This is a genomic window from Lactococcus petauri (assembly GCF_002154895.1).
Classification (GTDB): Bacteria; Bacillota; Bacilli; order Lactobacillales; family Streptococcaceae; genus Lactococcus; species Lactococcus petauri.
In genome coordinates, this window is record NZ_MUIZ01000002.1 from 464742 (window position 1) to 487657 (window position 22916).

A 22916-nucleotide genomic window follows, 5' to 3' on the forward strand; every position below is an offset into this window, starting at 1 on the left:
CACATTTTCTATATTTTAAAATAATTTAAGAGGAGCTGGCAAAAGTACAGTTCTGTTAAGCTTCCTGCCACTTGTTCTTGCTTTATCTTTTTAAGAAGCTCGTTGAGTACTTCTGCTTTTTTATAAGAAGATATTGTATCGATTCCTTTTTGAAAAAGCTCCTGGTCTTCAGATATAGGGATACTTTTCGTTTTTTCTAAAAGAGTAACAACCCTAGAGGCCTGGTTTCTTAAGTCAGTGTGTCGCGTAACATTGCTAAAGATTTCTTCTAAGTGACTGGCTGCCTCGATACATAGATCCTTTCCCATCACTCCATTTAAGTTTGAACGTATTATCCCTTGTTCCCAAACGTTTAAAACTCGTGCTGCAGCTGAAGTGAAGAGCAGACTAAACTGACAAATTTCCTCTGTCCGTAAATAAAAGATATAAGCCATCTGTAATGTATACGCTAACTGATAAAGTTCCGAGCAACTTAAAGAATTGCACTTTGTTTTTAAAGAAGAATAATTTGCATTGATAAACTCAAAATGTAGCTTTAATAAGTGGACGATGATATCCCTAATTTTTTCATCATGTGAAGCCAGCGGTACAAATAAAGTTGCCTGCATAGCGGAATGTTGTAGCCAGAAAGTTGTCTCTCCTTGAAACAAGAGACCAAGCTTCGTTTTCTCTTGCTCTTCTAAGTAACTTACCAGTCTATCTTTGAATATCCTGCGAAAAATAAGTGTCCATTCAGGATTTATTTCTTCACTCAGCGTTTCGATTCGAAAAATTGTTTTTCGACTTTCCATCGACAGCCTGATTGTGTGCATCCTCTTCTTCCTTCCTGTAAATCATTCCCATATTTTTAAACGGGATATTTCTTTCAGACTTTCTGTAAAATCATCTGTCAGTATCGTCACATGCCCCATTTTTCTATCGTCCTTCGCTTCCAACTTTCCATAATCATGGATATGCCATTCAGGCCTTTTATGAGCCAATTGCTCCATTTGGAGAACATCTTGTCCCAGAATATTGAGCATAATGGCTTTTTTCAATAGGCGAGGTTGCGGCAATTCCTCGCCGAGAATTCCCTTGATATGTAAGTCAAATTGTGAAAAATCACAAGCCTCTATTGTATAGTGTCCCGAGTTATGGGGACGTGGGGCAAGTTCATTTACATAAATCTCGCCCGCTGCTGTCAGAAACATTTCTACACAAAGTGTCCCTGAAAGCTGGAGCTCTTTAGCTATCGCCAGCGCTAAACCTTTAGCCTTTTCGCTGACCTCAAGAGGTACGGGAGCAGGAGCAATGGTACGGTGTAGAATATTATTAATATGTTCATTTTGACAAAGGGGGAAGGTCACAAAATCCTTACCATTCCCACTAATAATTAAAGAAATCTCACAATCAAAATCAACAAATTCCTCCAGTACACATTCTGCACTCTCTGCTAACTTCATGGCCTCTTTCAAATCCTCATCAGATTTCAAAACAACTTGACCGTGTCCATCATAGCCGCCCATTGTTGTTTTTAATACTTGTTTTTTTGTTACTTGCTCTGGAAGATCTTGAGCATTTTCTACGAGTTTCCACGGGGCTATTTTCACGCCACATTGTTCTAAAAACTCTTTTTCTAACCGACGATTTTGCGTGATTTCTAATAATCGAATGCCTTGCGGAATAGCGACACAGGCATCAAGCTGATGTAAAGCGCTAGCCGATACATTTTCAAACTCATAGGTTATCAGATCACAAGCATAAGCTAGCTTAAGAAGCGCATCAACATCATCATATTCCGCAATAATCAACTCATCCGAACACTTTGCTGCGGAACAGTTCGGATTTGGATCGAGTGTAATCACTTTATGGCCCATATATTGTGCAGAAATAGCCATCATTTGGCCCAACTGCCCACCACCAATAATTCCAATTGTTTTTTTCTTATGTTGCATATTCTTATTATAGGCCATTTTTCTTTGTTCTCCCTATTCTTTTCGGATAGTTTAAAAATAAATCCGCATATTATCCGGATTTTTGTTTACTAAAATCAAAATATTTTTACAAATATTACGCTCGTTTTTAAATTAAAAGTTTACAACAATTCTTTAGTTGAAGAGACTGATATATCGGCTGCTTCTTTTCTATATTTTTTCAATTTTTCTACTAAGCTTTTATCAGCAAGTGCCAAAATCTGAATAGCATAGAGAGCTGCATTTTTGGCTCCTGAAGTGCCTATAGCCATACTAGCAACAGGAACTCCACCTGGCATCTGGACGATGGAGTAAAGGCTATCTAAGCCAGATAAGGCACGTGACTGAATAGGCACACCAATAACAGGAAGAAGTGTCATTGCAGCAACCATTCCAGGTAAATGTGCCGCACCTCCTGCGCCAGCAATTATGAGCTTATAGCCTTGTTGCTCCGCATTTTTCGCAAAATTCATCATAATTTCTGGTGTCCGGTGAGCGGAGACGACCTTTTTGTCAAAATCGATACCGAACTCCTCCAAAATATGAGTCGCTTGTTTCATTGTCTCCCAATCTGAAAGTGATCCCATAATTACTGCAACATCTGCCATTTTTATACTCCTTTATTTCCAATGTCTTTACGATAAAACATCCCTGTATTGTCTAACTTATCTAATTTCTCGTAAAGTGATTTTTGAATACTTTTTATCTCTTTGCCGGTTTCGGTAACCATGTATATGCGTCCCCCTTTTGAAAGGAGCTGACCATCTTTTCTTATAACACCAGCATAATAACAGTTCAAATCCTGTAGCTCTGGTAGAACAACACTCTTTGCTGAAGCATCGGGATAGCCCTGATTTGCTACAACTACTCCTAAGGTAACTTCTTCGGTATTACAGATCAAGTTTGGCTCTCGTCCTTGTAAGATATCCAATATATTTTCAAAAAAATCACTTGTAATAGTTTCTAGAACCACTTGCGTTTCTGGGTCACCAAAGCGAGCATTAAATTCAATCGTTTTGACACCTTCGGATGTCAATATTAATCCGGCATAAAGAATACCAGTAAAAGGCTTATTCTCCGCCTCTAACCCAGCCACAGTTGGTTGAACAATTTTTTCTATGGCTTCTTGTACTACAGCTTCTGGAATATGAGGTACAGGTGCATAAGCACCCATCCCCCCTGTATTTGGCCCTCGATCGCCATCAAAGGCACGTTTATGATCTTGCGCAATAGGTAACGGGTATATCTTTCCATCATGTACTAAGCTAAAAAGTGAAAACTCTTCGCCATCAAGGTATTCTTCTACCACAACTTTTGCTGCTTTTGTCTGGAAAATATCTTCTAAAGCAGCTTTTGCTGCTTCTAAATCCATGGCAACTGTGACGCCTTTTCCTGCAGCTAAGCCATCTGCCTTGATAACAATAGGTGCACCTTTTGTCTCAACGTAATTTAGAGCCTTTCCGAGATCCGTAAAACTCTCGTAGTCTGCTGTGGGTACGCCGTATTTTTTCATTATTGACTTAGCAAAAGTTTTACTGCCTTCGATTTGAGCAGCTTCAGCTCTTGGTCCAAATATAAGCAACCCTTCGTCTAAGAAAGCATCCACAATGCCGTTCATCAATGCTGTTTCTGGACCAACAAAAGTCAAATCTACTTTTTTCTTCTTCGCAAAGTCTACCAATAGATGATTTTCAAGTTCGGAAATAGCTACATTTTCCAGCTTTTCCTCCGCCATACCCACATTTCCTGGGCAAATAAAAACTTTCTTTACTTTTTCACTTTTTGCAAATTTTCGTGCAAGTGCATGTTCACGCCCACCTGAGCCAACAACTAAAACCCTCATATTTCCTCACTTTCTTCTCACTTCTATCTTAAGATATTTAGAGAAAAAGAAAAAGCCCCAGGGGGCTTTTCTAAATATATTCTTATTCCATTGTTCGGAATTATCAAGCAAGGACAGGTAGAGAAGGTATTTCTAATAAATCTTCGATAACACAATCTGGTGTTAAATCTTTTTGCGCCTCTAAGTGTTTAGGATTATACCAAATTGTTTTAATACCTGCATTTTTTCCGCCTAGGATATCTGTAGCTAAGGTATCACCAACAATCGCAAAATCTTTATCCGCAGCATGATCGATATGTTCAAATACATAATCAAAGAATTCTTTTGATGGCTTGTGTTTTCCAATTTCTTCACTGATAAATATTTCTTTGAAATATCCGGCAATGCCAGACTCTAAAATTCGTGGACGAGAAACTTTTGATGTACCATTACTAACAATGTACATTTCTGTTGCTTCTTGCGCCAGGCAATCCAAAAGTTCCATAGCGTGGTCCATCAATTCATGACCTTGAGCCAAGTGAAGTTGGTAAGCTGCATCAACAGCCGAAGCATCGTAAGCTTCTTTAACTCCCAAAGCTCTAAAAGCATTAGCAAAACGTGTAGAAAGAAGCTCTTCACGACTGATTTCTCCTGCTTCATGACTTCGCCAAAGCGCTTTATTTTCACGTGAGTAGATGGCTCTGTTTTCTTTTGTATCTTCAATATGGTATTGCTCAAAGATTTTGCCTAAAGCCATGTACTCTGCCTTATCAAAATCAAGAAGTGTGTTGTCTATGTCAAAAAGTAATACAGTCATTTTCATCTCTTTCTAAAAATTTATGATAGCTCTAGTTTAACGATTTCATCGTATTTTTTCAACAAAAGAGACTTTTATAACGGTCACTATCTGGCTAATAAAGCAACCGACTGATAAGGTGCCAGTGTTTCAGACTTATATGAATCATAGTTATTAACGAAGACTTCTGCATCTTCAAAACCCTGTGGCAAAGTAAAGTTCACGCTGTGATTGGCAAAGTTATTCAGTACAAGTAAAAGTTGGCCTTTATATTCACGTACAAAAGCATAAATGTGCTCTGAATCTTTAAGTGCAGCTTTATAATCTCCCTCAGAAATAATTTTTTCCGTTTTTCGTAAACGAATCATTTCTTTATAGAAATTATAGATTTCTCCGTTTTTATCTCTTTTCAGATTAATGTCGGTATGTTTGCCCAACTTCAGCCATGGATCTCCTTTGCTAAAGCCCGCATTTGCGCTATCGTCCCATTGCATCGGTGTTCTTGAATTGTCACGTGATTTACTGCTGATTATTTCAAACGCTTCGGATTCTGTTTTTCCTTGTTTCAAAAGTATTTCGTAAGCATTCAAAGCTTCTAAATCTTGATAATCGGCAACAGAATCATAGTCAGGATCAATCATACCAATTTCTTCACCCATATAAATAAAAGGTGTGCCACGGCTGAGGTGAATCGCAGCAGCTAGCATCGTTGCTCCTTTTATACGGAAATTTTTCACATCCACAAAACGATTGAGTGCTCGAGGTTGATCATGATTATTCCAAAAAGTAGCATTCCAGCCGCCACCTTGTGACATTTTTTCGCCCCATTCATGGAAAAGCTCTTTGAGCGCTTGAAAATCAAAGGGAACTTTGGTCCATTTATCACCATCTTTGTAATCTGTTTTTAGATGATGGAAATTAAAAACCATACTGAGTTCTCTTCGCTCCGGTTGTGTATAGAGAATACTGTTTTCGATGGACGTTGAGCTCATTTCTCCCACAGTTATGGCATATTCATCTTGGCCAAAAGTAGCAGCATTGAGCATTTTCAAATATTCATGCGTGATTGGTTTATCAGTATACTCAAATTTCCCATCAAATTCTGGATTGTTTTTAAGTATTTCGTCTTTTCCAATAACGTTAATCACGTCAAAGCGAAAGCCTGATATACCTTTACCACGCCAAAAATTAACAACTTCAAACAGTTCTTTGCGAACATTGGGATTACGCCAATTTAAGTCGGCTTGAGAAATATCATAAAGATGAAGATAATATTTACCAGTATCGCCAAATGGCGCCCAAGCATTGCCACCAAATTTCGACACCCAATCCGTAGGTTCATCTCTAAGAATGAAGAAATCTTGGTAATATTTATCACCGGCAAGTGCTTTTTTAAACCATTCATGTTCTGTTGAAACATGATTCAAAACCATATCCAACATAAATTCAATACCTAACTCTTTACCACGTGCTACCATTTGGTCAAAATCTTTAAAATCACCAAATACTGGATCTATATTAGTATAGTCAGAAATATCATAACCATTATCTCTTTGCGGGCTGGGATAAAAAGGATTAAGCCAAATCATATCGATTCCTAATTCCGCCAAATAAGGTAATTTTTCCGTTACTCCTCTGAGATCACCAATACCATTTCCTGTAGTATCTAAAAATGATTTAGGGTAAATTTGATAGATGACTTTTTCACTCAATGTCATAGTTTTTTCCTTTTGTTTCTTATTTATTTACGGCTGATTTAAAGACGTTTTTCTTTTCAAGTCCTGTTCCCATTGTATCTGAATCTTTAAAGCCAAAGAACCAAACCAATGTCATGGATACAACAATACAAACAGCTGTCGCAATCCAAAAGTAGATAAAATTGTTAGGATTACCTGCAGCATGAGTCAAAGGATTTGTCGTTGCAGCAAAGTTAGGGAAACCAATAAGTGAGCCTGAGAAGCCGTACATATGCAGATCAAATAAGCCCGCAACCGCAGCGCCTGCAGCTGCACCAATCGAACTCATAATGAAAACACGAATATATTTCAAGTTAATCCCATACATGGCTGGCTCAGTTACCCCACAAAAAGCCGAAATCGCTGCTGGTAAGGCTAACCCTTTCAGACTTTGTTGGCGTGTTTTGAGAAAGACAGCTAGAGCACCAGCACCTTGTGCCAACATTGTAAAGGAAACAATCATGTTAATGTTTGATTCTCCTGTTGTTACGATTTGTTGAGTCAAGATAGGAATAACCAACCAATGGAGACCAAAGATAACTAGAACTTGGTAAAGTCCACCAATAATTGCTCCTGCTATTGTGAGATTAAGATTAATCAAGCCTGTAATGACTGAAGCAAGCGCAGAGGAAACAATACTAATTACGGGTCCTACCAATAAGAGTACCAATGAAGCCACAACAAAGAAAGTAATCATCGGTACAAAGATCGAACGAAGTGCTAAAGGCATGTGTTTCTTAAGCCAAGCACCGATTGGTTTAGCCATCCAAGCTGCTACAATAATCGGGAAAATAGTATAGGCATAATTGGGTAGACTAACAGGAATATTAAAATAACTTGTATTAAAAGTTACGCCAAATAATTCCATAACGACTGGTGCTTTTCCAGCTACAATCTCTCCTTTCTCAATAACATTAGGTGCTGCAACTAAGCCTTGTAAAGCAGGGTGAATCATAAATCCACCAACTGCAGCCAAGACAAATGGGTCTGAACCTAACTGCTTAGCAGCGGCATAGCCGACCAAGACAGGAAGGAAGTAGAATGGTGCCATCGCCATTGTTGAAATAATAATATAGGTTGGATCTGTCGGACTAATAAGTTCAAAAATATGGTTTCCTTTAACAAACATGTTAAGAATCCCGTTAATCATACCACCAGCAGCTAATAAACCAATAATCGGCATCATTGATCCCGTAATTGTTCCAACTACAACTTGAAAAGCACGAATGATTGGATTTTTAGAAACTTTTGTTTCCTCGACTTCTTCACTACTTTCGCCATCCACTACACGACTGCCCAGCTGGGCCACAATTTCGTCATAGACATCCTCAACAGCTTGACCAATAACGACTTGGTACTGCCCCAGATTTGCATTGTAGACAACCCCGGCTACACCATCCATTGCTTCAAGTTTTTTATCGTCTGCTTTTTCTTTGTCGACTAAATAGAAACGTAAGCGTGTGATACAGTGAATCACCTTTGTGATATTTTCCTCACCACCAACAGCAGCAATAATTTCTGTTGCTAATTTTTTGTAATCTGCCATGATTTCTCCTTTTATTTTGCAGTTGCTTGGCCCAACAGATCACCTGCTTGAGCAATTCCTTTTTTAACGGTAAGACTATCGAGCTTTTCATTTGTATTTGTAATTAAAACCATACTCGTAAGTGGTAAACCCGCTGCTTCCACTTCTTTCCAATTGACCTGTCCCAGAGCATCGCCGCCGTCGACTATATCGCCCACCTTAACTTTAATCTGAAAAGGTTGTCCATTTAAACTTACTGTATCAATTCCTAGATGAAGCAACACTTCTAAACCATCTGCGCGCGTGAAGCCGATAGCATGTCCTTGTACTAGACTGACTTCTCCTGCTACTGGACTGACAATGTCACTACTGGTGGGTTCAATGGCATAACCTTCCCCCATAACTTTTTTGGCAAATACAGGGTCGGAAACCTTTTCCAAATCAATAACTGTACCCGCTAAAGGTGTATAAAGGTTCTTGTCCTCACTTACACTTTTTTTCTTTCCAAAACCAAACATTTTTATTCTCCTTTAATAAAAACAAACTACAACTTGTACGTACAAGTTTATAATAGCAAAATGAAAGCGGTTTTGCAAGCGGTTATATTTTTACTTTAACTTAAAGTGCTTTTTTGTTACACTTAGGTTATGAAAAAGTACGAAATTATTCTTCGGGATTTGGAGAAAAAAATTCATGAAGGAAGATATCCCGAAAATGAGCTCTTGCCCAGTGAAAACCAGCTTACAGTGCTCTATCAAACAAGCCGTGCAACGGTACGACAAGCACTCAAAATCTTGGAAGAAAACGGGATTATTCAACGCCGTCACGGCTTTGGCTCCATTGTTATTCCCAGAGAGAGATTGATGTTCCCCATTTCAGGGTTAACTTCTTTCAAAGAGCTCAAAGATTCTTTAAACTTCAGCTCAACCACTGAAATATTAATTTTTGAAAAAATAACTGTAGATAAAGACCTCTCAGAACTTTCTTTTTTTGAAGAAGGCTCTCAAGCTTTTCATATCCTCCGCCGACGAAATATTGATGAGCAGTTCGTTATCCTAGACCGCGACTATATTTTAGCTTCTGCAGCACCTGATATGACCAGAGAAAAAGTAAAGTCTTCTCTATATGCTTACCTCGAAGATCATGTTCATCTTGATATTTCATATGCTCAAAAAGAAATCACAATTGATTTTGTCAATGATGAAGATAAAACTTATTTGGATTTGAACCCTAAGGATCGCCATGTCGTGAGTGTGCGCAGTCATGTTTATCTCGCCAATAATAATGTTTTCCAGTATACGGAAAGCCGACATCAGGTAGATAAGTTTCGCTTTACTGAGTTTTCGAGACGGCAGAAACACTAATAAAAAAAGCTAAACTCTCGTCTAGCTTTTTTTATTAGTGACGGAAATGTCTCACACCTGTAAAGATCATCGTGATGCCATACTTGTCACAGGCTTCAATGACTTCTTGATCGCGAACGGAACCACCTGGTTGGACAATCGCTTTGATGCCAGATTTAGCAATCTCATCAATATTATCTGCAAAGGGGAAGAAAGCATCAGAAGCAAGCACAGCATTATCTATATTTTTTTCCTGCGCTGCTTCAATTGCTATTTTCACTGAAGCTACACGGTTGGTTTGACCTGGCCCAACCCCAAGTGTTTGATGTTCATTTGTGACAATGATACCGTTAGACTTCACATATTTGACCGCTTTCCATGCAAATTTTAGCGCTTCCCATTGTTTTGTATCTGGTTGAGCTTGCGTTGCTACTGTCCAACTTTCTTCTTGTTCTGCAACAACATCTTGCTCCTGTACTAAGACACCTCCAAGCACACCTGTAATCATCGCTTCTTTTTCTGATGCACCAATTTGTTCAAAATCAAGCGTAAGCAAACGGATATTTTTCTTTTTCGTTAAAATTGTTAGTGCTTCATCAGAAAATGCCGGTGCAATAATGATTTCTAAAAAGATTTTGCTCATTTTCTCAGCTGTTTTTGGGTCAACTGGACGATTTAAAACGACAATACCTCCGAAGATTGAAACAGGATCTGCTTCATAAGCGTAATCCCAAGCTTGCTCAATCGTCACCCCTTGACCAATGCCGCAAGGATTCATGTGCTTAAGCGCCACAACAGTTGGTTGCTCCGTAAAATCACGCGCAATTTGCAAGGCTGCATCTGCATCACGCACATTGTTGTAAGATAATTCCTTACCGTGCAATTGCACACTTTGCCCAATCGAATAAGCAGTTGGAAGGGCATTTTCATAAAAATCTGCATCTTGTTGTGGATTTTCACCATAACGCATCCCTTGTTTTAAATCATACGTCAGTGTCAACTTTTCAGGTTTTTCCTCATGATCAGAAAACTTTTCTGTTAAATATTGTGCAATGAGTGCATCATAAGCAGCAGTATGTCGAAAAACTTTGGCAGCCAAACGTTGACGAAGCTCTAAGCTGGTTTCCCCAGCTTTTTCGAATTCTTGGAGCACTGCAGCATAGTCTGTGGGATCAACAAGAACAGTAACGTCTGCATGATTTTTTGCTGCAGAACGTAACATTGAAGGACCACCAATATCAATATTCTCGACAATTGTTTGATGATCAGCTCCTGACAAGAGTGTCTCTTTGAAAGGATAAAGATTGACAACAACCAAGTCAATGGGTGTAATATTGTGCTCTTCTAAGGCAGCTAGGTGGCTGTCCAAATCACGTCGTGCCAAAAGTCCACCATGAATCATTGGGTGCAATGTTTTCACACGTCCATCCATCATTTCCGGAAACTGCGTCACTTCTTCAATCGCTAAGGTTGCAATTCCTGCTTCATCCAAGGTTTTTTTAGTTCCGCCAGTTGAGATAATTTCAAAACCGAGTTTACTTAAAGACTCAGCCAATTCAACAATTCCATTTTTATCCGACACACTGATAAGCGCACGTTTAGTCATTTTTATTCCTTTTCTATTTTTAAGTTTATAATAGCTCTTACTATTTTTTGATAAGCTCTTCTACTACTTTTATATACAATTCATGCTCTGTTTGATGGAGCTTTTTTTCATATTCGGCGAGTTCTGGGTGATAATCAAGCTGCTGCTGGGCTAAAATTTCTCCTGTATCGACTCCAGAATCCACCCAATGCACTGTGATTCCCAAGCCTTCTTGAGCTTGCCAGGATTCCTCTAAAGCATGAGCTGAACCCGCAAAAGCTGGCAGATAAGATGGATGGATATTAATGATCCGGCCTTCATAAGCTTGCAAAAGAGTAGGACCAACAATTTTCATATAACCTGCAAGACAAATCAAATCAATCTGATGTTCACGGAGCAAAGCAACTAAGGCTTCTTCATAACTTTGCTTATCAGCAAAAGATTTTAAGGTAAAGCTGACGGCAGCTATCTTGAGCTGCTGGGCTCTTTGTAGAGCATAAGCCTCAATCTTATCCGAGAATAAGAGCTGAACTTCAGCGGGAAAAGCTTGAGCAAGAGCTTCAAAGTTGGATCCTGATCCCGAGGCAAAAACGGCAATCCTCATTTTATAATTACCGCTTGTTTCACACGTGGAGTAATTTTTCCGATTTCGTAGCATTTTACTCTTTGCTTCACTTCCTCAGCCTTTTCTGGGGCCACCGCAAGGACCATACCAATTCCCATATTGAAAATTTGGAACATTTCGTCATGAGGAACTTGACCGTATTTCTCCAAAGCTTTGAAAATAGACAAAATCTCCCAGCTGTCTTCTATAATTTCAGCTGTTAATTGATCACTAAACATTCGCGGAAGATTTTCATAAAAACCACCTCCTGTAATATGTGATATCCCCTTAATCATGTTGTCCTTTATAAGTGGCAACAGCTCTTGGACATAGATATGAGTGGGTTCAAGTAACTCTTCTCCAAGGGGGCGTTCCAGCTCAGGAAGAATTTCTTGTTTATCAAAATCTTTAAAGATTTTCCGGACGAGCGAGTATCCATTCGAATGAATACCGGAGGAAGGAAGCCCTAATAAGATATCACCTGCCTCAACATTCTTGCAGCCATCAATTAAGGCTGACTTTTCGGCAATACCGACAGCAAAACCTGCAAGGTCATAATCATCTGTATCATACATATCTGGCATTTCTGCTGTTTCACCGCCAATCAGGGCTGCACCTGACTGCAAACATCCTTGGGCAACACCTGCGACTACTTTTTCGAGCTTTTCCGGATGGTTTCTCCCGGTAGCGATATAGTCAAGAAAGTAGAGAGGTTCTGCTCCAGCTGCAACGATATCATTAACACACATGGCCACACAATCAATCCCAATCGTGTCATGTTTGTCTGCTTCAATAGCCAGCATCAACTTTGTGCCTACTCCGTCTGTTCCAGAAATAAGCACTGGTTCCTTAACATCAAGTTTTGAAAGATCAAATGCCGCTCCAAATCCTCCAAGTCCTCCAAGAACTCCCAGCCTTTTCGTTTTTTCCGCGTGTTTTTTTATGCGATCAACCACTTGGTAACCCGCTTCAACATCAACTCCTGCCTTTGCATAAGCATTTTTAGACATTTTTTCCTCCTAAAGATTTCAGGTAATTTTCTTCGTAATCGTAAAGTGGCGTCGGATATATACCGTCAAAGTAAGACAGACACAGATTATCATGTCCGATAGCCTCAACTAATCCTTCTTGGCTTAAAAAAGTAAGACTATCTGCTCCAATGATTTGGCAAATTTCATCGACTGAGTGTTCCGCTGCAATCAACTCTTCTCGCTTTTGAATATCGATACCATAAAAGCATGGATAAGCAAGCGGTGGGCTCGCAATTACAACGTGAACTTCAGCAGCGCCGGCATCTTTAAGTAAACGCACAATTCGTCTGCTTGTCGTTCCACGTACAATAGAATCGTCCACCATGATAACCTTTTTACCTTCGACTACACTGGAAACAGCCGAGAGCTTCATCCGTACACCTTGTTCTCTTAATTCTTGCGTAGGCTGAATAAATGTACGCGCCACATATTGATTTTTAATCAAGCCCATTTCGTAAGGTAATCCAGATTCTTCTGCATATCCGGATGCTGCTGAGAGTGACGAATTTGGCACACCAATAACAATATCTGCATCTACCTGTGCCTCACGTGCTAAGATACGCCCTGATTGTTTACGTGCGGTATGAACATTGACACCTGCAATAACACTGTCCGGACGTGCAAAGTAAATATACTCCATTGAACAAATTTGTGTATTGGTCTTATCTGTAAACTGCTCAACATGCAAGCCTTGATCATTAATTTGGATAATCTGACCGGGTTTGACTTCCTGGACAAACTCTGCACCGATAACATCAAAAGCACAGGTTTCACTGGCTACAACGAGCGCACCGTTCGCCATTTTCCCAATAGATAAAGGACGGAAGCCATTGGGATCAAGAGCTGCAATCATTGAATCTTCTGTCATCAAGAGATAAGCAAAGCCACCTTTAACAGTATTCAAGGCTTCCTTTACTTTTCCCATAAATTCAGGATGATGGCTGCGGCGAATCAGATGCGCCAAAATTTCGGTGTCTGAACTTGAAGAAAAGATAGCACCTTGTGCTTCTAACTCACGTCGTAGCGATACGGCATTGGTCAAGTTACCGTTATGGGCTAGACCAAGCTGTGTGTCTTGAAATTTAAAATGAAAAGGCTGGATATTGTTTAATTCTGCTGAACCTGCTGTGGCGTAGCGTACATGGCCCATAGCTGCTTTCCCTGATAATTTTTGTAAATCTTTTTCGTGACGAAAAACTTCTGTTACCAAGCCTAAATCACGATGCCGCTGAAGTTGCCCATCATTATTTGACAGAATACCAGCACCTTCTTGCCCTCTGTGTTGCAAGGCATGAAGTCCAAAATAAGTCAGTTGTGCAGCTTCAGGATGTCCCCAGATGCCAAAAACGCCACATTCTTCGTTCAAGGACTTTAATTCATAAGGCATGGAATCGCTCCTTCATAAATCGCTTTCGCTTCTTCAGTAGATAGGGAAATTTCACCATTTTTTGCTGAAATTTTAATTTCTGACTTGTCTGTAACCTGCCCTAAATTGCTTGCTTTCCCTGCCATCAGTTCTTCAAAATCTTTTTTATCTTCTGGGCGAACTGAGAGGATAAAGCGACCTTGACTTTCAGAGAAGAGTTGTGATACTTTACCATCAAAATGAACCGAAATTCCTTTATTATTAGCAAAAGCCGACTCGACAAGAGCAACAGCTAAGCCACCTTCAGATAAATCATGCGCGGACTGAATGAGACCGGCTTGGATTGCTTTCAGTACATGTTTATGATTTTCTTTTTCTGCTTGCAGGTCAAAGCTTAGCGTACCTGAAACCTCGCCTGTCATCATTTTTTGAATTTCAGAGCCAGAGAAATCATCGGCAGTCTCCCCAATAATATAAATTAAGTCACCTGTTTCTTTAAAATATTGTGTCGTAATATGTGCCACATCTTCAATCAAGCCAACCATCCCAATCATTGGTGTCGGTAAAATAGCTTGACCGTTCGTTTCGTTATAAAGGGAAACATTACCTGAGATGACCGGAGTAGATAACACACGGCAAGATTCCGAAATACCATCACATGCCTTGCTTAACTCATAAAATTGTTCTGGCTTTTCTGGATTACCAAAGTTAAGGCAGTCCGTAATTGCTAAAGGTTTCCCCCCTGAAGCAATGATATTTCGTGCTGCTTCTGCGACAGCTATTTGTCCACCAATCTCGGGATTAAGGTAGAGATAGCGCGCATTACAGTCTGTTGTCATTGCTAAAGCTTTATTGGAATGACGGAGGCGAATAACTGCTGCATCAGATCCTGGTGCAACGACTGTATTTGTCATTACTCGACTATCGTAGGTTTCATAAATACTGCGCTTGCTCGCAATTGTTGGTTGACTAAGGAGATCTTTGAGAACCTCTGTTGCATTTACGATTTCCGGGATAAACTTTTCAGCTTTTTCAAATTCAGCAATCCGTGCAGGTTCTTTCATTTCACGATAATAAACCGGTGCATCCTCAGCTAAAGAGTCTACTGGAATTTCGGCAACCTTTTCACCTTGATGGAATAATGTGTACATCCCATCGTCAGTGACTTCACCGATATTTACCGCATCAAGTTCGTACTTTTTAAAGAGCTCAACGATTTCATCTTCATGTCCTTTTTTAATGCAAAGCACCATCCGCTCTTGCGACTCTGAAAGCATCATTTCGTATGGTGTCATATTCGTCTCACGTTGTGGCACTAAATCTAAATTAAGTTTCAAACCTGAGCCAGCTTTCGAAGCCATTTCCGAAGTTGAAGAAACTAATCCAGCAGCCCCCATATCTTGAATACCGACAAGGATATCAGAATGATTATGGATCACTTCAAGACAAGCCTCTAACAAAAGTTTTTCCATAAAAGGATCGCCCACTTGAACGGCAGAACGTTGTGTTTCAGAACCTGAACCAAACTCCTGAGAGGCAAAGGAAGCACCATGAATGCCGTCACGTCCTGTTTTCGCTCCCACATACATGATTGTGTTGCCTACACCTTTGGCTTGTCCTTTTTGGATGTGCTTATGCTCAATCAAGCCCACACACATCACGTTCACTAAAGGATTTCCCGCATAAGATTCGTCAAAAGCTACTTCTCCACCCACTGTAGGAATACCAATACAGTTACCATATCCAGCTATTCCTGCCGTGACACGCTCAACAATATGACGCGTTTTAGCATTGTCAATCTGACCAAAGCGAAGGCTGTCTAAAAGAGCAACTGGTCGCGCTCCCATCGAAAAGATATCACGAATAATCCCGCCCGATCCTGTTGCTGCACCTTCATAGGGTTCGACATAGCTTGGGTGATTGTGTGACTCTGCCTTGAAAACAACTGCCCAGTCATCACCCATATCAACGACTCCAGCACCTTCACCTGGTCCCATAAGTACTTGTGGACCTTCTGTTGGAAATTTTTTCAAGACAGGTTTTGAATTTTTATAACAACAATGCTCTGACCACATCACGGCATACATGCCAGTTTCTGTAAAGTTAGGCAGGCGACCACCAAGAATCTCATTTTTAATTTTAGAGTATTCTTCATCAGTCAAGCCCCATTCACGATAAATTTTTGACGTTTGGATTTGTTCTGGACTCATTTCACCGCTCATTGTGACGCTCCTTCTTCTACAAAATTTTTCAAGATACTGGCAAACATTTTTTTACCATCATTTCCACCAAGTAAGGATTCTACGGCGCGTTCTGGATGGGGCATCATCCCCAAAACATTCCCTTCTTGATTACAAATCCCAGCAATGTCTAAAGCAGAACCATTGGGGTTTCCATTTGCATAAGTGAAAACGATTTGTCCGTTATTTTTTAAATCTGCCAAGGTTTGTTCATCAGCAATATACTTACCTTCCCCATGTGCAATAGGCAAGCTAATCACTTCATCTTTAGAAAAGACAGTTGTAAATTTTGAATTATTATTTACTTTTAAGTTTTGCCACTTTGAAACAAACTTTAAGCTGTCATTTTGAATCAAAGCACCTGGTAAAAGTCCTGCTTCGATAAGAATTTGAAACCCATTGCAGGTACCAAAGACAGGTTTTCCTTCTGCAGCCAAACGTTTAATTTCAGGCATAACATTCGAAAAAGAAGCAATGGCTCCGCAACGTAAGTAATCCCCGTAACTGAAACCTCCAGGAATCAACACACCATCAAAGCCTGTAAGAGACTTTTCCTCATGCCAGACAAATTCGGCTTCGGCTTGCATCACATCACGAATGGCCCAGAGGAGATCGAAATCACAATTTGATCCTGGAAATTGAATAACTGCAAATTTCATCAATCTACCACCTCAACCTTGTAAGTTTCCATGTTTGGATTTGCTAATAATTTTTCAGCTATCTCTTCCACTTTCTTCACGGCCAATTGAGAATCTCCCTCAACTTCGATTTCAAAATATTTACCAACGCGAATATCTTGAATTTCAGAGTAGCCTAGCTTTTGAGTTGCTGCCTTGATTGCTTGTCCTTGAGGATCCAAAATTGATTTTTTATAGGTTACGTAAACTTCTACTTTGCTCATTTTCTCTTTCTCGTTCACTTTCTTTTATTTGTCTCTGCCATTACGGCATTAAGTCTTAAAGTTCTTTTTCTTCTTGAAGGGCTGTGAGTACACGACTGTATACTTCAATCAAGTCGCCAATATTACGACGGAAAACATCTTTATCTAAATGGTTCCCCTCCGCATCCCAAAGGCGACAGGTATCTGGTGAAATTTCGTCTGCCAAGATAATTTCGCCATCTGCTGTACGACCAAATTCGAGTTTGAAATCAACCAGACTCAAGCCGATTTCCCCCCATATTTTTTGGAGAAGGGTATTGATTTTCAGTGTTTCTGACTTGATGAATTCCAGTTCTTCTGGTTGAGCAAGTTCAAGAAAATAGACATGTTCATCATTGATAAAAGGATCATCGAGTGCATCAGACTTGTAATAAAATTCAATAATAGGTCGAGGAAGAATGTCACCTTCTTCCAAAGCAAATCGCTTTGCAAAAGAGCCAGCAACACGATTTCTTAAGACCACTTCTAGAGGTATAATCTCAACTTTCCGGTTTAATTGTTCGGTTTTAGATAGTTGTGTGATAAAAGATGTTTTAATTTGTTCGGCATTCATTTTTTGAAAAATCAGGGATGTAATTTGATTGTTCAATGCCCCTTTGCCTTTAATTTCTTCTTTTCTTTTACCATTTAGAGCTGTTGCGTTATCACAATACTCCACCCAAACCAGCTGTTCATCCTCTGTTTCATAAAGCTTCTTTGCTTTACCTTCATAAAGTAAGCGTCCCTTTCTCACGATATGCCTCCTCTTTATTTTATAATTTAATTCTAACCTTATTTAGAGTACAAAAAAAGATATTACTTGTGAAAGTAATATCTTTTTTGAATATCATTCGCTTTTTACGAACATTTATATAAAACTTCAAATTCTTCACAGACAATATCCATATCTGGTGCATAACAATCTAAATCTCGGAAAAAAGCTTCATGAACTTGCCGCCAATAAGCCAAGCTCCTGTCTCCTTCACCTTCGTTAAAGGCATGATCCTCTGTTACCTTATTAAACTTAGTAATATAGACCTTGCTTGTTTGAATCGCGGCTCGTGGATTTCCTTTGCCATCGAGTAAAATCTCATATCTTCCATCCACAGCAGGTAAAAAATCGTCTGGTCCATACAGGGACAATGCGCTTGCTGTAGCTCTTTTTTTCCCCTCAAGTACAAGTTCTAATAGCTCATCAGCCATTTGAGGAGTGTTACCAAAGGCCCAAGCATCACTGAAGTTATCTGGATTTAGATTAGCCTCTGCGATAAATTTTTCGTACATTTTTCCTTCCCGTCTTTTATAACTTTAATTGCATTTTGTAATTTTTTATATTTTGGTTGCGTCGTAGGACGATTTGTTGCTCTAAAATCTCATAGCCACGTTTTTCAAAAAAAGGCCGTGCAGTTAAGGAAACATCAACATTTATTCTTTCTGCCCCCTGCCCCTTACAATATTGTTCAATCTGATTGGCAAGGAGATTTCCTACACCTCGTTTCTGAGAATCCTTATCAACATACAGGCAATCAAATTTGTCTTCGCTCGTCGCATTAGCAAAGCCTAAAATTTTTCCGCTTTCTTCTACAACTATACAATAACTCTCAGCCAGCAGTTTTTCCGAAAAAAAATCAGACTTATCAGATGGCGCCCATGCTTCTAACTCTTCTGCAGAATAATCCGCAGCATTGATTGTATGTACTGTTGTATAAAACAAATCAACAATCTCAGCATAATCGTTTGAGCAGTAATGTCGACAGTTCATCTTAAATCGCCAAATCAAATTTGAGTTGTGGAGTCACAGGTTCATAGTCCACCAATTCAAAATCTTCTGGTTTAATATCAAAGAAATTCGTTCCATCTGGTACATTTAGAATCAAGCATGGCTCTTTTTCTGAACCCGTGCGTGACAGTAACTCATTCGCTTGTTCAAATTGATTATCGTAAATATGCAAGTTGTTGACAAAGTAGAAAAACTTACCGACTTTCCAGCTGAAGTGTTTAGCCAACATCATTTGCAAAGCCACATACTGCATCGCATTAATATGATGCGCCACAAGCATGTCGTTTGAACGTTGAATCAAGGTTGCATCCAGATAAATTTGTCCATCTGCTTCACGTCTTACATCAAACATCGTTTGAAATGCACAAGGCAAAAGTCCTTCGGTTTCTTCAAAATCTTCATATTGCCAAAGATTAATGATATTCCGACGGTTCCATGGATTTTTTTCCAAACCTTCGAGAAGCTTGCCGATAATGTTATATTTTTTAACAGTTGCTCCATAACGTTGTCCAATGGTACCATCACCGATACCCCATTCAGCCCAATATTTCACACCATATTTTTCTTCTAGAACGTCAAGTGCGCTGGTCTGATCTTGGTAAATCCACATGAGTTCTTTGATTGCCGTCTTGATAGGAATACGACGAAGAGTTGTGATAGGAAATTGGCCATTTTCAAGATCATAAGTGACGAAAGATCCTGTAATATATTTACTGTTGGCTGTTTGGCCATTTTTATATTTTGGACGCGCATTTTCTGAAAACACGCCATTTTCGAGGATATTACTGATATTTTCTTTGAAGATTTGGTCTGCGTAGGTCATATTTCCCTCTCTTACTTTCGCTTTATTATGACTAACATTATACCATATAAATAAACAAACTTTTATAAAAGCGTCTATCTCCTTAATCCTACTAACTCCTTCATATCTCTATTTCAATAAATATATGGGGGGCTTTTAAATATTCGAAAGTAGTATTTTTATCTATCCCACTTCATTTTTTCTTAGTTTTTAAAATACCATTTCATTCATTATTAAAAAGCTCCTAAAACATCAACTTTACAAACTGTAACGAATACCTCTTATGTACCTTGGCTAAACTTCTTACTCAAGACGTGCTCTTTATTACACTTCAATAGTATGGGATTCATTGCAAACTTCGAATAATTAAAAGAGCCCTTAGACTCTTTTAATTTTTAGCTTTTCGTTTGAACTATTAGTTTGAATTTCATTTGCACATGAAGTCATATTAATTGTTTCAGCAATTTTTAACTTTTAAATTCACTCTCTGTATTTACGATGATTTTTGGGAATAAACTTTCTAATTTCTTCAGCATTAAAGCCAATCATTAATTTATTTTTATCAATTAAAATGGGCGTTTTTAATAGCTCAGTATGCTTCAATATAAAATCGACAGTATCATTAAAATCCATTTTATCCATCTTTTCCATATGTTTCTTAAAATAGATTCTAACATTTCGTTTATAAATATCTTCAAATCCATTATTAGATAAGAATAATATATATACTAAATCTTCTTTAGATATTTGCTTTATTTTTTTTATTGATACTTCTAATCCTTTAGCTTCAAACCATTTAATAGCCTTTTGGCTTGAATGATTGCTAGAATTATAATAAATTTTTATCAATTAAACTTACTTTCCTTTAGCATTTAATTATGTTTTTGTATTTTGAATTATTTTTCTTCTATACTTCTTTGGTAAAAATTGACGAATATCATCGGGATTAAAACCCACTAGGGACTTCTTTTCTCCTAGTATGATAGGAGTTTGTAATAAGTTAGGATTTTCAATTAAATATTTTATTCCTTCATTAAAATTCATATCTTTTAAATTTATCAACTTCTGCTTATTTTTTGAGCTAATCCTGCTTGAACTTTTTACAATGCTTGCGAAACCCTTTGTACTCATGGATAGTATCTCTACTAAGTCATCATCAGATATGTGATTAATTCTAAAAGTTTTAATTTCTATTTGATATTTTCTAAACCAATCTAAAGCACGTTTTGTTGATCCACATCCTTTTTTACAGTATACTTTTATCATTTTATTCCTAAAAACCCCTAAAAAGCTATGGGGATAAAACCTCTGTATTTAATTTATTACTGTATTCCAATTCAATATCCAAAAACAATATAATAATTAATTATGAGTATAACATAAAAATATTCCGAAAAAAATATGTCTCAAAAGAAATTGAGGAATATAATCATGTAATATCAATAGCCTAAGCGTTTATCTAAAAGTTGTTAATTTATACAAAAGTAAGATAACAAACAATGAGCCAAACAATTGAAATGTTATTCAAAATATCAGAGAATTGTATTATTAATGCATTTAAAGGAGAAAAAATGAATTATAAAAGAATTACAAAGTGCGGAACAATTATTGCTTTAGCTGCACTATTAGTTCCTACAACAAATTCACTTGCCGAAAGTGTATCAATTGATACAGAAGAGAAAAACTCTCATGTCAGTAATATCAATGATGATTCTCAGCAAGTAGCAACAATTAATGAAAATATACAAGCTACATCCATAAAAAACGAAGAACCTACTGTGGAACAAAGAATACAGCCCGAGACAGTTCAAAAAGATGTAATTAGCAAAGCTTCAGAACCGCAGGTAAATTTTTCAAACGATGTCCCTACTTCTTATATTTCATCAGTTTCTGGTGTGTCTTTCACCTGGAATTTAAAAACTGTAAAAGATCAAAATGAGATAGTAGCAGGTGATAAGATTATCCTATCTATTTCAAGTGAGGGTTTGGATTATTCAAGTGTTAAATTTTCATCAGGAAGCACTTCTGACCCTTATTTCGACCTAGTACTTGATGAAGAAAACGGACAAATCATTCTAGTAGCAAAACAAAACGTACAGTTTGATGGGAGTATTTCAACCACCATAACAGCTCGTCCAACAGGAATTGAAGGGCCTTCGGACTTTCCTTTTACTTCTACTTACGTTCCCGTTGAAGGAAATCCTATCGACCTTTCTGCAAACAACATGATTTTACATGTAAAAAATAGTGGTGGGGGTTCTTGGGCAATTGTAGGTACACCAACAACACCAGGTAATCATTGGGGTTCTTTGGAAGCTAATGGTCATAATTTATACAAACCCAATAATAACGGTACTAACTTACCGGGAAAATTTTATTATACACAAAATGCACAGAATTGGTTCACCGGTTTGTTTAATGGCAATTATCATAATATTGTAGGAGGAGGTCCTTATACTTTCATAATCAATTCAAATTATCCAATTGATACAGAAAGTTTTGTTTTATCTGCTGGGAAGATAGGAGATATGTATGACGCATCAGATGATTATACTATCCAGTGGGAAAATAACAATAAAACCGCAAAAATCACTTTTGAAGAACTAAAAGCTACAGGACAAATGGGTAGTGCATTAGCTGCTACATATTATGTCCTGACAGATACTATAAATGATGAAGTTAATATAGAATCCTATGCCATAGACGCATCTAACAATGTCCTTGGAAGCAAGAGCACAGCCAAAGGAACATACTACCCTACAAGTAGCGGAAGCTTCCTTCCCTCTATTACAACTGAAGATAGAACAGTCTATACTACTGACCCAGCGTTAGATTTAAAATCTTTAGCAAAAGCCTTTGACCAAGTTGATGGGGATATTTCTCAAAACGTTCAAATAGTAGATAATAATAACTTTGACCAAACAAAACCAGGCGTTTATAAAATCAAATATAGCGTATCAAATTCATTTGGAGAGACTGCTGAAGGGATTGCGACTGTCACCGTTATAGAGAGCAAAACTTCCATCGATGCTCATGATTCCACTATTTACGTTGGAGATGCATGGAAAACTGAAGATAACTTTGACAGTGCGACAGATAAAGATGGAAATCCAATTGATTTTTCTAAAGTAAATGTTACAGGTACAGTTGATAATACTAAGCCCGGTAAGTACGACATTACTTATGAATTTAATGGTGTGTCTAAAACAGTGACTGTTACTGTTTTGCCTGTTCAAACTTCCATCGATGCTCATGATTCCACTATTTACGTTGGAGATGCATGGAAAGCTGAAGATAACTTTGACAGTGCGACAGATAAAGATGGAAATCCAATTGATTTTTCTAAAGTAAATGTTACAGGTACAGTTGATAATACTAAGCCCGGTAAGTACGACATTACTTATGAATTTAATGG

The 22916-nt window shown here is 38.3% G+C and carries 23 protein-coding genes; 2 read left to right on the forward strand and 21 right to left on the reverse strand.

The window, feature by feature from the left end:
• Positions 1 to 8: 8 nt before the first annotated feature.
• The 8 genes from BZZ03_RS04915 to BZZ03_RS04950 all read right to left on the reverse strand — a co-directional run bounded on the left by BZZ03_RS04915 (position 9) and on the right by BZZ03_RS04950 (position 8349).
• Complete coding sequence (locus tag BZZ03_RS04915; protein ID WP_086582670.1) at positions 9 to 812, reverse strand: glycoside hydrolase family 125 protein; 804 nt, start codon at positions 810 to 812, stop codon at positions 9 to 11.
• Between the two features lie 21 nt (positions 813 to 833).
• Positions 834 to 1952, reverse strand: a complete 1119-nt coding sequence (gene purK / locus BZZ03_RS04920) for a 5-(carboxyamino)imidazole ribonucleotide synthase (RefSeq protein WP_086582671.1) — start codon at positions 1950 to 1952, stop codon at positions 834 to 836.
• 122 nt (positions 1953 to 2074) lie between these two features.
• Entirely contained in the window at positions 2075 to 2560 is a 486-nt protein-coding gene (purE, locus tag BZZ03_RS04925) for a 5-(carboxyamino)imidazole ribonucleotide mutase (RefSeq protein ID WP_061412990.1), read from the reverse strand.
• A gap of 2 nt (positions 2561 to 2562) precedes the next feature.
• Positions 2563 to 3795 carry a phosphoribosylamine--glycine ligase gene (gene purD, locus BZZ03_RS04930; RefSeq protein WP_086582672.1) on the reverse strand — a complete coding sequence of 411 codons (1233 nt, stop codon included), beginning with the start codon at positions 3793 to 3795 and terminating at the stop codon, positions 2563 to 2565.
• Between the two features lie 103 nt (positions 3796 to 3898).
• On the reverse strand, positions 3899 to 4591 hold the full coding sequence (locus BZZ03_RS04935) for a YjjG family noncanonical pyrimidine nucleotidase (RefSeq protein ID WP_019293382.1): 693 nt from the start codon (positions 4589 to 4591) through the stop codon (positions 3899 to 3901).
• An 86-nt stretch (positions 4592 to 4677) separates the two neighbouring features.
• Positions 4678 to 6288, reverse strand: a complete 1611-nt coding sequence (gene treC / locus BZZ03_RS04940) for an alpha,alpha-phosphotrehalase (protein ID WP_086582673.1) — start codon at positions 6286 to 6288, stop codon at positions 4678 to 4680.
• Positions 6289 to 6307: 19 nt separating this feature from the next.
• Entirely contained in the window at positions 6308 to 7852 is a 1545-nt protein-coding gene (locus BZZ03_RS04945; protein WP_086582674.1) for a PTS transporter subunit EIIC, read from the reverse strand.
• Positions 7853 to 7863: 11 nt separating this feature from the next.
• The gene (locus BZZ03_RS04950; protein WP_061412980.1) at positions 7864 to 8349 is read right to left on the reverse strand and encodes a PTS sugar transporter subunit IIA; all 486 of its coding nucleotides are present in this window, start codon (positions 8347 to 8349) and stop codon (positions 7864 to 7866) included.
• Between the two features lie 129 nt (positions 8350 to 8478).
• Between BZZ03_RS04950 and treR the strand changes: the two genes are divergently transcribed.
• Positions 8479 to 9195: a trehalose operon repressor gene (treR, locus tag BZZ03_RS04955; protein ID WP_019293567.1), complete on the forward strand. Its 717-nt coding sequence runs from the start codon at positions 8479 to 8481 to the stop codon at positions 9193 to 9195.
• 34 nt (positions 9196 to 9229) lie between these two features.
• On the opposite strand, the gene purH is transcribed toward treR, so the two are convergent.
• From purH to BZZ03_RS05020, 13 genes are all read right to left on the reverse strand, one after another.
• The gene (gene purH / locus BZZ03_RS04960; protein ID WP_086582675.1) at positions 9230 to 10780 is read right to left on the reverse strand and encodes a bifunctional phosphoribosylaminoimidazolecarboxamide formyltransferase/IMP cyclohydrolase; all 1551 of its coding nucleotides are present in this window, start codon (positions 10778 to 10780) and stop codon (positions 9230 to 9232) included.
• Between the two features lie 40 nt (positions 10781 to 10820).
• Complete coding sequence (purN, locus tag BZZ03_RS04965; protein WP_086582676.1) at positions 10821 to 11363, reverse strand: phosphoribosylglycinamide formyltransferase; 543 nt, start codon at positions 11361 to 11363, stop codon at positions 10821 to 10823.
• Positions 11360 to 12373 (reverse strand): phosphoribosylformylglycinamidine cyclo-ligase, encoded by a 1014-nt coding sequence (gene purM, locus BZZ03_RS04970; protein WP_086582677.1) that lies wholly within the window; start codon positions 12371 to 12373, stop codon positions 11360 to 11362. The genes purN and purM overlap by 4 nt, the downstream gene beginning before the upstream one ends.
• Positions 12366 to 13781 carry an amidophosphoribosyltransferase gene (gene purF / locus BZZ03_RS04975; RefSeq protein ID WP_086582678.1) on the reverse strand — a complete coding sequence of 472 codons (1416 nt, stop codon included), beginning with the start codon at positions 13779 to 13781 and terminating at the stop codon, positions 12366 to 12368. The genes purM and purF overlap by 8 nt, the downstream gene beginning before the upstream one ends.
• Positions 13766 to 15982, reverse strand: coding sequence for a phosphoribosylformylglycinamidine synthase subunit PurL (gene purL, locus BZZ03_RS04980; protein ID WP_086582679.1), 2217 nt, complete (start codon positions 15980 to 15982; stop codon positions 13766 to 13768). Before purL ends, purF begins: the two co-directional genes overlap by 16 nt.
• Positions 15979 to 16659 carry a phosphoribosylformylglycinamidine synthase subunit PurQ gene (purQ, locus tag BZZ03_RS04985; RefSeq protein WP_086582680.1) on the reverse strand — a complete coding sequence of 227 codons (681 nt, stop codon included), beginning with the start codon at positions 16657 to 16659 and terminating at the stop codon, positions 15979 to 15981. The genes purL and purQ overlap by 4 nt, the downstream gene beginning before the upstream one ends.
• A complete protein-coding gene (gene purS, locus BZZ03_RS04990) occupies positions 16659 to 16901 on the reverse strand; it encodes a phosphoribosylformylglycinamidine synthase subunit PurS (protein ID WP_019292365.1) in 243 nt (80 codons plus the stop codon). The genes purQ and purS overlap by 1 nt, the downstream gene beginning before the upstream one ends.
• 55 nt (positions 16902 to 16956) lie before the next feature.
• Entirely contained in the window at positions 16957 to 17673 is a 717-nt protein-coding gene (gene purC, locus BZZ03_RS04995; protein WP_086582681.1) for a phosphoribosylaminoimidazolesuccinocarboxamide synthase, read from the reverse strand.
• A 104-nt stretch (positions 17674 to 17777) separates the two neighbouring features.
• A complete protein-coding gene (locus tag BZZ03_RS05000) occupies positions 17778 to 18203 on the reverse strand; it encodes an ASCH domain-containing protein (RefSeq protein WP_019292367.1) in 426 nt (141 codons plus the stop codon).
• A 16-nt stretch (positions 18204 to 18219) separates the two neighbouring features.
• Positions 18220 to 18681: a GNAT family N-acetyltransferase gene (locus BZZ03_RS05005; protein WP_086582682.1), complete on the reverse strand. Its 462-nt coding sequence runs from the start codon at positions 18679 to 18681 to the stop codon at positions 18220 to 18222.
• Position 18682: 1 nt separating this feature from the next.
• The gene (locus tag BZZ03_RS05010) at positions 18683 to 19522 is read right to left on the reverse strand and encodes a thymidylate synthase (RefSeq protein ID WP_086582683.1); all 840 of its coding nucleotides are present in this window, start codon (positions 19520 to 19522) and stop codon (positions 18683 to 18685) included.
• Positions 19523 to 19981: 459 nt separating this feature from the next.
• Positions 19982 to 20350, reverse strand: coding sequence for an ArsC/Spx/MgsR family protein (locus tag BZZ03_RS05015; protein ID WP_061412953.1), 369 nt, complete (start codon positions 20348 to 20350; stop codon positions 19982 to 19984).
• Between the two features lie 27 nt (positions 20351 to 20377).
• The gene (locus tag BZZ03_RS05020; protein ID WP_086582684.1) at positions 20378 to 20767 is read right to left on the reverse strand and encodes an ArsC/Spx/MgsR family protein; all 390 of its coding nucleotides are present in this window, start codon (positions 20765 to 20767) and stop codon (positions 20378 to 20380) included.
• 233 nt (positions 20768 to 21000) lie between these two features.
• On the opposite strand from BZZ03_RS05020, the gene BZZ03_RS05025 reads away from it, so the two are divergent.
• On the forward strand, positions 21001 to 22916 hold a 1916-nt coding region (locus tag BZZ03_RS05025), incomplete at its 3' end, for a bacterial Ig-like domain-containing protein (RefSeq protein WP_086582695.1).

Bases quoted from the DNA above. Each gene is read 5' to 3' on its own strand.
- BZZ03_RS04915 (WP_086582670.1), bottom strand. From the start codon at position 812: ATGCACACAATCAGGCTGTCGATGGAAAGTCGAAAAACAATTTTTCGA.
- purD (WP_086582672.1), bottom strand. From the start codon at position 3,795: ATGAGGGTTTTAGTTGTTGGCTCAGGTGGGCGTGAACATGCACTTGCA.
- purS (WP_019292365.1), bottom strand. From the start codon at position 16,901: ATGAGCAAAGTAGAAGTTTACGTAACCTATAAAAAATCAATTTTGGAT.
- BZZ03_RS05000 (WP_019292367.1), bottom strand. From the start codon at position 18,203: ATGTACGAAAAATTTATCGCAGAGGCTAATCTAAATCCAGATAACTTC.
- purF (WP_086582678.1), bottom strand. From the start codon at position 13,781: ATGCCTTATGAATTAAAGTCCTTGAACGAAGAATGTGGCGTTTTTGGC.
- purM (WP_086582677.1), bottom strand. From the start codon at position 12,373: ATGTCTAAAAATGCTTATGCAAAGGCAGGAGTTGATGTTGAAGCGGGT.
- purL (WP_086582679.1), bottom strand. From the start codon at position 15,982: ATGAGCGGTGAAATGAGTCCAGAACAAATCCAAACGTCAAAAATTTAT.
- purQ (WP_086582680.1), bottom strand. From the start codon at position 16,659: ATGAAATTTGCAGTTATTCAATTTCCAGGATCAAATTGTGATTTCGAT.
- purH (WP_086582675.1), bottom strand. From the start codon at position 10,780: ATGACTAAACGTGCGCTTATCAGTGTGTCGGATAAAAATGGAATTGTT.
- BZZ03_RS05020 (WP_086582684.1), bottom strand. From the start codon at position 20,767: ATGATAAAAGTATACTGTAAAAAAGGATGTGGATCAACAAAACGTGCT.
- BZZ03_RS04935 (WP_019293382.1), bottom strand. From the start codon at position 4,591: ATGACTGTATTACTTTTTGACATAGACAACACACTTCTTGATTTTGAT.
- purN (WP_086582676.1), bottom strand. From the start codon at position 11,363: ATGAGGATTGCCGTTTTTGCCTCGGGATCAGGATCCAACTTTGAAGCT.
- BZZ03_RS05005 (WP_086582682.1), bottom strand. From the start codon at position 18,681: ATGAACTGTCGACATTACTGCTCAAACGATTATGCTGAGATTGTTGAT.
- treR (WP_019293567.1), top strand. From the start codon at position 8,479: ATGAAAAAGTACGAAATTATTCTTCGGGATTTGGAGAAAAAAATTCAT.
- purE (WP_061412990.1), bottom strand. From the start codon at position 2,560: ATGGCAGATGTTGCAGTAATTATGGGATCACTTTCAGATTGGGAGACA.
- purK (WP_086582671.1), bottom strand. From the start codon at position 1,952: ATGGCCTATAATAAGAATATGCAACATAAGAAAAAAACAATTGGAATT.
- BZZ03_RS04945 (WP_086582674.1), bottom strand. From the start codon at position 7,852: ATGGCAGATTACAAAAAATTAGCAACAGAAATTATTGCTGCTGTTGGT.
- BZZ03_RS05010 (WP_086582683.1), bottom strand. From the start codon at position 19,522: ATGACCTACGCAGACCAAATCTTCAAAGAAAATATCAGTAATATCCTC.
- treC (WP_086582673.1), bottom strand. From the start codon at position 6,288: ATGACATTGAGTGAAAAAGTCATCTATCAAATTTACCCTAAATCATTT.
- BZZ03_RS04950 (WP_061412980.1), bottom strand. From the start codon at position 8,349: ATGTTTGGTTTTGGAAAGAAAAAAAGTGTAAGTGAGGACAAGAACCTT.